General features: G+C 51.4%; 8 protein-coding genes. 1 reads left to right on the top strand and 7 read right to left on the bottom strand.

Annotated features, from left to right (window positions below; translation table 11 throughout):
* Positions 1-378 precede the first annotated feature (378 nt).
* From cyoE to ACSZPU_RS08320, 7 genes are all read right to left on the bottom strand, one after another.
* Positions 379-1,266 carry a heme o synthase gene (gene cyoE / locus ACSZPU_RS08350; RefSeq protein ID WP_498997474.1) on the bottom strand — a complete coding sequence of 296 codons (888 nt, stop codon included), beginning with the start codon at positions 1,264-1,266 and terminating at the stop codon, positions 379-381.
* Between the two features lie 11 nt (positions 1,267-1,277).
* Positions 1,278-1,604, bottom strand: coding sequence for a cytochrome o ubiquinol oxidase subunit IV (locus tag ACSZPU_RS08345; RefSeq protein WP_498997471.1), 327 nt, complete (start codon positions 1,602-1,604; stop codon positions 1,278-1,280).
* On the bottom strand, positions 1,604-2,218 hold the full coding sequence (locus tag ACSZPU_RS08340; RefSeq protein ID WP_498997469.1) for a cytochrome o ubiquinol oxidase subunit III: 615 nt from the start codon (positions 2,216-2,218) through the stop codon (positions 1,604-1,606). The genes ACSZPU_RS08345 and ACSZPU_RS08340 overlap by 1 nt, the downstream gene beginning before the upstream one ends.
* A complete protein-coding gene (cyoB, locus tag ACSZPU_RS08335) occupies positions 2,208-4,199 on the bottom strand; it encodes a cytochrome o ubiquinol oxidase subunit I (RefSeq protein WP_498997466.1) in 1,992 nt (663 codons plus the stop codon). The genes ACSZPU_RS08340 and cyoB overlap by 11 nt, the downstream gene beginning before the upstream one ends.
* Positions 4,200-4,215: 16 nt before the next feature.
* A complete protein-coding gene (gene cyoA / locus ACSZPU_RS08330; RefSeq protein ID WP_498997463.1) occupies positions 4,216-5,163 on the bottom strand; it encodes a cytochrome o ubiquinol oxidase subunit II in 948 nt (315 codons plus the stop codon).
* A gap of 586 nt (positions 5,164-5,749) precedes the next feature.
* Complete coding sequence (gene ampG, locus ACSZPU_RS08325) at positions 5,750-7,225, bottom strand: muropeptide MFS transporter AmpG (protein ID WP_498997460.1); 1,476 nt, start codon at positions 7,223-7,225, stop codon at positions 5,750-5,752.
* Between the two features lie 41 nt (positions 7,226-7,266).
* The gene (locus tag ACSZPU_RS08320) at positions 7,267-7,845 is read right to left on the bottom strand and encodes a lipoprotein (RefSeq protein WP_498997457.1); all 579 of its coding nucleotides are present in this window, start codon (positions 7,843-7,845) and stop codon (positions 7,267-7,269) included.
* Between the two features lie 301 nt (positions 7,846-8,146).
* On the opposite strand from ACSZPU_RS08320, the gene bolA reads away from it, so the two are divergent.
* Positions 8,147-8,464 (top strand): transcriptional regulator BolA, encoded by a 318-nt coding sequence (gene bolA / locus ACSZPU_RS08315; RefSeq protein WP_498997455.1) that lies wholly within the window; start codon positions 8,147-8,149, stop codon positions 8,462-8,464.
* Positions 8,465-8,787: the final 323 nt, after the last annotated feature.

The following is an 8,787-nucleotide window of genomic DNA, read 5'->3' as shown; positions in this document are numbered from 1 at the left end:
GCCGATAGGCTGGAATAGTCATGATAATAGGGCCTTCTGATTAGAAGGCCCTATTATCAATGATTTTTATCCTCGTGGCGACACTATCTAGAATTTAGTGATAAGAAAAAACGATAAATCACGTCACTATTTGTTTTCGATTGAATTTCATTGTTGGACCGAATGAATTGATGGGGAAATACGCTGTCCGATTGTGTGGGTTTTATTGCTAGTTCGAGTTAGCTTGTGAGCGGCGTGGGAAGGATTTCGACAACGGTGCGAATGTATGGGGCAGTCATAAAGCAGGGAAGGGGAGGATGCGATGAACCGAGGAAAACGTCGCCGAATGACAGGCATAAAAAAGCCGGGTTAGCCCCGGCTTTTAACTGATGTTATCTGTTACCAGACAGAGGCAAGCAGGCTGTGGGAGTCAGGGACCATAAAATCCACTGACATCATCACGCTTAACGCGGTAATCGCGATGATGGAAAAGCCGAACAGCTTACGCGCCCAGACTTTGTCGTCTTCCACTTTATAGCCACGCAGCGCCATACCCAGCCACCATACGCTTACGGCAGCAGCAACAACCAGATATCTATACCCGGCGTAACCGCCAAGGGAGAGCATCAGTGTGGCGACCGCAAAAGCGATGATATAGAGCGTGATATGGTTCTTGGCGACCGAAATGCCTTTCACCACCGGCAGTACCGGGATGTTTGCCGCCTGGTAATCTTTAAAGCGGAAAATGGCAATGGCGTACGAATGTGGCATCTGCCAGAGGCTGAAAATCGCCAGCAGAATAGCCGCACCGCTGTCGAAGTTACCGGTGACGGCACAGTAGCCAATCACCGGCGGTGCTGCGCCGGAAAGCGAGCCGATCAGCGTGCCGTAGACCGAGTGGCGTTTCATATACAGGCTATAGACGCCTACATACACCACAAAGCCCATCACCCCCAGCCAGCAGGCCAGAGGATTCGCGCCAAACCACAGCAGCATGAAGCCAGCAATACCCAACAAGGCAGCGTACACCAGCGAGACTTTCGGCGAAATCAGGCCCTGGACCAGCACGCGGTTTTTGGTGCGCTCCATCTTTTTATCGATGTCACGGTCAATGTAGTTGTTAAATACACAACCGGAAGCGACAACCAGCGACACGCCAACCAGCGTGTAGACGAACAGCGGGTAATCAATGTGGCCTTTGGAGGCCAGCAGGAACCCACCGATCACCGAGATCAGGTTGCCAAAAATAATGCCAGGTTTCGTTACTTGCAGGTATTGCTTCAACATACTCGCCGCTCTTAGTGAACCATCATGTTGTAGTTGAGGTTCCACATAATCCAGATGGAGCCCACTACCAGGATAGCGATGATAATCACGGTAAAGACAAAGGCCGTCATATTCCAGCCTTCATCGGACCTGGTGTTCATGTGCAGGAAGCAAGACAAATGCACCAGAATCTGAATCACCGCAGTCACCAGGATAGTCCCCAGAATAACGCCGTGGGAGGCTGTCCCGTTCATCACCATCCAGAATGGAATGACCGTCAGGATGATAGACAGGATGAAACCTGTCATGTAGGTCTTTACGCTGCCGTGGGAAGCGCCATGATCGTTAGAATGACTCATTACATCGCCCCCATCAGATAAACAACCGAGAATACGCAGATCCACACTACGTCCAGGAAGTGCCAGAACAGGCTCAGGCACATGATACGGGTACGGTTAGTGTTGGTCAGACCGCGACGGGATACCTGGAACATCAGTACCGCCATCCAGATAAGACCAGAGGTCACGTGCAGACCGTGGGTGCCGACCAGCGCAAAGAACGCTGACAGGAAGCCGCTACGATCAGGACCAAAACCTTCCATAATCAGGTGATGGAATTCATAGAGTTCCATCCCGATAAAGCCCGCACCAAACAACCAGGTCAACGCCAGCCAGGAGACAACCTGGCTTTTGTTGTTTTTGTACATGGCGATCGCCGCCATGCCGTAGGTGATGGAGCTGAACAACAGCAGTGCGGTTTCTACCAGCACGAACGGCAGTTCAAAAATGTCCTTGCCAGCCGGGCCACCCGCCGTGCCGTTCACCAGAACGGCATAGGTTGCGAACAAGCAACAGAACAGAATGCAGTCGCTCATCAGATAGATCCAGAAACCGAAAATTTTCATCGGTCCTGTATCATGGTGCCCATGCTCGTGCGCGTAGGCAGTGTCATGCGTCAGAGTATCAGTTGCCATTTTTCAGCCCTGCCTTAGAGATCTCATCGAAATGCTGATTTTCCAGTTTTTCGATTTCTGCAACCGGTACGTAGTAATCCACGTCCTCGTCGAAGCTCTTCACGATCCAGCTGATAACGATGCCCGCGAAGCCCGCGATGGCAAGCCACCAGATATGCCAGATCATGGCGAAACCAAACACCGTTGCGAAGGCGGCAATCACGATACCGGCACCGCTATTTTTCGGCATATGAATTTCTTCATAGTGAGCAGGCTGTTTGTACGCATCGCCTTTTTCTTTCATTTCCCAGAAGGAATCACGTTCGTGAATCTCAGGAACCACAGCGAAGTTATAGAACGGCGGCGGAGAAGACGTCGCCCACTCCAGCGTACGGCCACCCCACGGGTCACCGGTCAGATCACGGTTCTGCTCGCGGTCGCGAATAGAGACGTAGAACTGAATCAGCTGACACGCGATACCGCAGGCAATCAGCGCTGCACCACCGGCTGCAACAACCAGCATCGGATGGAACTGCGGATCAATCTGCTGGCTCAGGCGACGGGTCATACCCATAAAGCCCAGCACGTACAGCGGCATAAAGGCGACGAAGAAGCCGATGATCCACAGCCAGAACGCGCGTTTACCCCAAGTTTCGTTCAGGGTGAAACCGAAGGCTTTTGGCCACCAGTAGGTCACGCCCGCGAAGCAACCGAAGACCACACCGCCGATGATAACGTTATGGAAGTGGGCAATAAGGAACAGACTGTTGTGCAGAACGAAGTCCGCTCCCGGAACCGCCAGCAGAACGCCGGTCATACCGCCCACTGAGAAGGTGACGATAAAGCCGATGGTCCACAGCATCGCAGAGTGGAACACGATGCGGCCCTGGTACATGGTGAACAGCCAGTTGAAGATCTTCACCCCAGTCGGGATGGCGATGATCATCGTGGTAATACCGAAGAAGGCGTTTACGTTCGCGCCGGCACCCATGGTGAAGAAGTGGTGCAGCCAAACGATGAACGACAGGATGGTAATACAGATGGTCGCCCATACCAGCGAGGTGTAACCAAACAGACGTTTACGCGAGAAGGTTGCCGCGATTTCGGAGAACACCCCGAACACCGGCAGAACCAGAATGTACACTTCCGGATGGCCCCAGGCCCAAATCAGGTTGATGTACATCATCATGTTGCCACCCAGTTCGTTGGTAAAGAAATGGGTACCGATGTAACGGTCAAGGGTCAACAGCGCGACAGTAACAGTCAGGATTGGGAATGACGCGATGATCAGGATGTTGGCGCACAGAGATGCCCAGGTAAATACTGGCATCTTGAACATGGTCATGCCAGGGGCACGCATCTTGATAATGGTCACGAAGAAGTTGATACCGGTCAGGGTAGTACCGACACCGGAGAGCTGAATCGCCCAAATCCAGTAGTCAACGCCTACGCCAGGACTGTACTCAATTCCCGATAGCGGCGGGTAAGCCAGCCAGCCGGTCTGCGCGAATTCGCCCACACCCAGTGACAGGTTAACCAGAATCACACCGACAACCGTGAACCAGAAGCTCAGGTTGTTCAGGAACGGGAACGCAACGTCGCGAGCACCGATTTGCAGCGGTACAACAACGTTCATCAGACCGATAACCAGCGGCATCGCCACGAAGAAGATCATGATAACGCCGTGGGCGGTAAAGATCTGATCGTAGTGATGCGGTGGCAGGAAACCGGCTTCACCTGCCGAAGCAAGCGCCTGCTGGCTACGCATCATGATCGCATCCGCAAAGCCACGAATTAACATGACGATACCGACGATGCAGTACATGATGCCGAGTTTTTTGTGGTCGACCGAGGTCAGCCATTCATTCCACAGGTAGCTCCACTTACCGAAGTAAGTGATGAGGCCAACTAAGGCCGCGCCACCGATGATAATTGCAGCAACCGCCACCACGATAATAGGTTCGTGGTACGGCACCGCATCCAGTGTCAATTTTCCGAACATTTTCTTCCTCGGCCCCTTAGTGAGAGGTTTCCGCGTGATTCATGTCCATGCCTTCCATTCCTTCGTGTGAAGCGTGCTCACCCTCAGAGTGGTTCATGTTCATGCTCTTGCCGTGGTCCATAAATTTGTTGGTCACATCTTTGAACAAATCAGGTTTCACGTCGGAGAAGTACTCCACCTTGTTGTACTCGCTAGGCGCAGCCACTTTCTCGAACGCGGCCATGTCAGACATGGTGTTCGTTGACTGTTTTGCTTTAGCGACCCACTGATCGAAAGTGGCGCGGTCAGGCGTTGCAATGGCTTTGAACTTCATACCAGAGAAACCAGGACCACTGTAGCTGGCGGAGATACCATCATAGGTGCCTGCTTCGTTAGCGATCAGGTGCAGGTTAGTCTGCATACCGGCCATCGCGTAGATTTGGCTACCCAGACGCGGGATAAAGAAGGAGTTCATCACGGAGTTCGAGGTCACTTTGAACTGCACCGGAGTATTCGCCGGGAAGGCGATTTCGTTTACGGTAGCAATGCCCTGTTCCGGATAAATAAAGAACCATTTCCAGTCCATGGAGACGACTTCGATCGTAATCGGTTTCTCGTCGTGAACCAGCGGTTTGCTCGGTTCGAGCGCGTGAGTGGTTTTCCAGGTGAGTACAGCAAGGAACAGGATGATCAGAATCGGCACCGTCCAGACCACAGCTTCAACTTTGTTGGAGTGTGACCAGTTAGGGCTATACTTCGCATCTTTATTGCTCGCACGATACTTCCAGGCGAAACCAACGGCCATCAAAATGGCGGGGATAACAACAATCAACATCAGGCCAAATGCCGTCAGTATCAACGAACGTTGCTCCAGTCCAATCTGTCCTTTGGGGTCAAGTAGCGCAGAATCACAGCCACTGAGTAAAACCGTGCCTGCAATTAATGACAACCATCCCAAACTTTTATTGTATTTCCTGAGTCTCATTTACCGACCTCAATTCCACGGGGATCTGGTGGCGTTTAAAGTGTGCGGGCATTTTACGGGAAGGTTACATTACTGTAAACATTAATGGCGTAGTGTCAGTATGGTGTTACCGGGTTCTGCCGATTATGTCACACGAAATGCAACAACCTGTAAATTCGGGCGTTCGCACAGCCTGTCATTAAGGTTATAACGAAAATCCTACATTACAATAAGGGGTAAGGGTAAATTGGTATAACCAATCAATTGGATAAACAATTGATTAACAATATTTCAGCATTTATTGAACATTACTGGAAAGCCATAATTAATAACGTCGCTGAATCGTTAAAGAGTAGCGCTTAATTAATACCGCACAAAATATTTAAAGAAAATTTATTAGTAGAAAGATTAATTAAAGCGAATGAAGGTGAAATATATGCTTAATAATTGAGCTAACTGATAACGTCCGGTAATTATCGATCGTTTTATTCGCATAACCGACTGATTTCAGAGTGCCTGCTTAGGGCAAAAAAAACACTGTTGAAAACAAAAACGGAAATATCACCATGCAATAAGTGTGTATTTGGAAAGTTTAAAAAAGTGCCATTCAGATAAAACGCGTTTTCCGCAGCGCCAGCAGATCCAGAATCCCGCCATAAACGATGCCGCCCAGCGCCAGCAATGCTCCCATTTCGAGAAGCGTCTCGCCAAAGGTAACATGAATGACACCACTGGCATTGCCGATCAGAATGACCAGCCATACGCCGAGTAGTAGACAACCGATGGACAGGATTCTCAGCGCCAGTCGGTATGCTGCAGCGTATTCTGTGCGCGGCATAAAGCGTTCACTCCGTTGGGTAAATTCCAGCGTTTTTTTACACAACAGCAGTAACAGCAGACCAGGCACGGCGGCGAAAATGGAGAACAGATAAAAGGAGGGCCAGCCATGGGCTTCCACAAACCAGCCTGCCAGTGGCCCAACGTAAACGCGCCCGACGGCAGAAAGTGCCGAAAGCAGGGCAAACTGAGTGGCAGAAAAGGATTTGTTGCACAGGGTCATAAGCAGCGCGACGAAGGCAGAGGTGCCCATACCGCCACAGAGGTTTTCAAAGAATACCGCCGAGGCCATGCTGATCATGTTTTTGTCGGTTATCGACAGTACCCAGTAACCGGCGTTGGAAACGGCCTGCAAAACACCAAAGATCAGCAGCGCGCGAAACAGCGACAGGCGCTGCATTAATACACCGCCCCAGAGTGCACCAATAATGGTGGCAATAAGCCCCAGGGTTTTATTGACCACGCCCACTTCACCGGCATCAAATCCGACGCCGCGAATCAGGAAGGTAGTGGTCAGGCTCATCGCAAACGCATCGCCAAGCTTATAAAGGACGATAAGCAGCAAAATAAGCCAGGCATTATTACGCCCGAAGAAATCGCGCAGCGGTTCTGCCACGGCTTGCTCAAGCGAACGCGGGGCAGGGATGGCATCGGTCGGTTCGGGGGCCACTAACGTGGCGATAATGCAAGGGATCAGCAGTGCCGCCATCAGCCAGTACATGCCTTGCCAGCCCAGCCAGCGATCCGCCAGCCACAGCGCCAGACCGCCAGAGACCAGCATGCCTAAGCGATAGCCCAGAACGCTGATGGCTGCTCCGGCACCGCGCTCTTCCGCTGCCAGGACATCCGTTTTCCACGCGTCGAAAACAATATCCTGAGATGCTGAACAGAAGGCGATAACCACAGCCAGCGCCGCCATCCAGCGCAACTGGCTGCCCGGCTCAAGAAAGCCCATCGCGGCAACCGCGATAAGCAGACCCAGTTGCGTCAGGAGTAACCAGCCTCGACGTCGCCCAAGAAATGGCGGCGTGTAGCGGTCCATCACCGGTGACCAGAGAAACTTAAAGACATAGGCCTGGCCGACAAGCGAGAAGAAACCAATAGTTTTCAGATCGACATTAGCCACCGTCATCCACGCCTGGAGCGTACCGGATGTCAGTGCCAGTGGTAAACCGGAGGCAAACCCCAGAATCAGTAGAATGGCTGATTTGGGCTGCTGAAAGATGCGTAAGTAATGGCTGGACATGGTTCAGTGCTGGCCCGGCGAACCGGGCCAGCGTGCGGAACTTAACGCGTGTTCTGCTTGATGAACTGATGAATGGTGGTGTCCTGAGACATATCCGCGATGGTGTCGGTCAGTACGCTGTTAACGGCATTGGTAATCTTGTCGTTAGACGCCTGCAGTGCACCTTCAACGTTGTAGCTGGCGCGATAGTTTTTCGTCATTTTGTTGCCGTTAGACGCGGTTGCGATGATGGCAATATCCGCTTTCGTGGCAATGCTGTAACGCAGGTTGCCCTGAGAAACATCGGCATACAGCTGGTTAACAATGATTTGCAGGTTAGCCGCACCGCTTGGGCCGATCATATAACCGCGTGCAGTCATCTGTTTTTCCAGCACTTCTTGCAGCAAGAAACGCAGGTCGCGGGAAGCGGTTAAGGTAACCAACTGGTTATCACGGGTGACTTTCGCCAGTGCCTGGTCAGGACGCTGGTCTGCGCCAGTGATGCTAACGGTAACGCCCATCAGGCTAGGATCCTGCTGTGGCAGTGTAATCTTCGGTGACACTTCAAGAGTGGTTGGCGGGGTAGCACACCCGGCCAGCATAAATAAAGCGACCAACGGGAAGAGAAGTTTTTTTAACATGTTCAGGCTCTCAATGGATCTTAAGCTTAGATAGGGAAAATTCTTGCCATCATAACATCGCCGTCAACAAGGGGAAGTCCTCAACGCATGTAAATTCATCGCCTTGTGCTTTTTTTGACCGCGCAATGCGTTTGCCCTGGGGGTATGACGCAATTCTGACCTTTTCAGTACAGTTCATACCTTTGACTGAGAAAATAGGACTAAAGCTAAATTTTTGTTGTTTTCTTGTTATGGACAGGATAAAAGCGGCTAACATTTAAAGGGATGGGTAGCATCTCAGCGTTGTCGGAGGAGTCCTTTCATGATGATACGTGAGCAGATAGAAGATAAGTTAAGGGCAGCGTTTGAACCCGTGTTCCTCGAGGTTGTGGATGAAAGCTATCGTCACAATGTACCGGCCGGTTCCGAAAGCCATTTCAAAGTCGTGCTGGTCAGTGACCGCTTCACCGGGGAGCGTTTCCTCAACCGCCATCGTATGATCTACGGCACATTGACGGCGGAACTCTCTACCACCGTCCACGCACTGGCGTTGCATACCTACACGATTAAGGAGTGGGAAGGTCTGCAGGACACCGTTTTCGCCTCGCCGCCATGCAGGGGAGCAGGCAGCATCGCGTAAAACGCATTTGCAACTGCCAGAGCTTTTCCAGTATGTTGCGTACAGTTTATGTAAAAACGGCCTGCGGGCCGTTTTGTTTTGTCTGAGTTTTGAGCGAGAAGCGCAATTTTTAGGTCAAAATTACCTCGGAATTGTGAAAAATGGCGCAACAATGCGGCGTTCCTGTTCTCGACTCACTAAAGTGATGCCGCTATAATGCCGCGTCTTATATATGAACGTCTTCGGGATGATTCTGGTGACAGGGAATGTATATCTGATTTGAGAGAGCATCCCGGTTCTGCGAAGCCCTATGACAGCTTCCAGAGTAGAGTTGACCGAGCACT

Origin of the sequence: Phytobacter sp. V69, assembly GCF_965644215.1 — a bacterium.
Lineage (GTDB): Bacteria > Pseudomonadota > Gammaproteobacteria > Enterobacterales > Enterobacteriaceae > Phytobacter.
The sequence above is the reverse complement of the archived record's forward strand: the minus strand, read 5'-3'. Positions and strand labels throughout refer to the sequence as shown.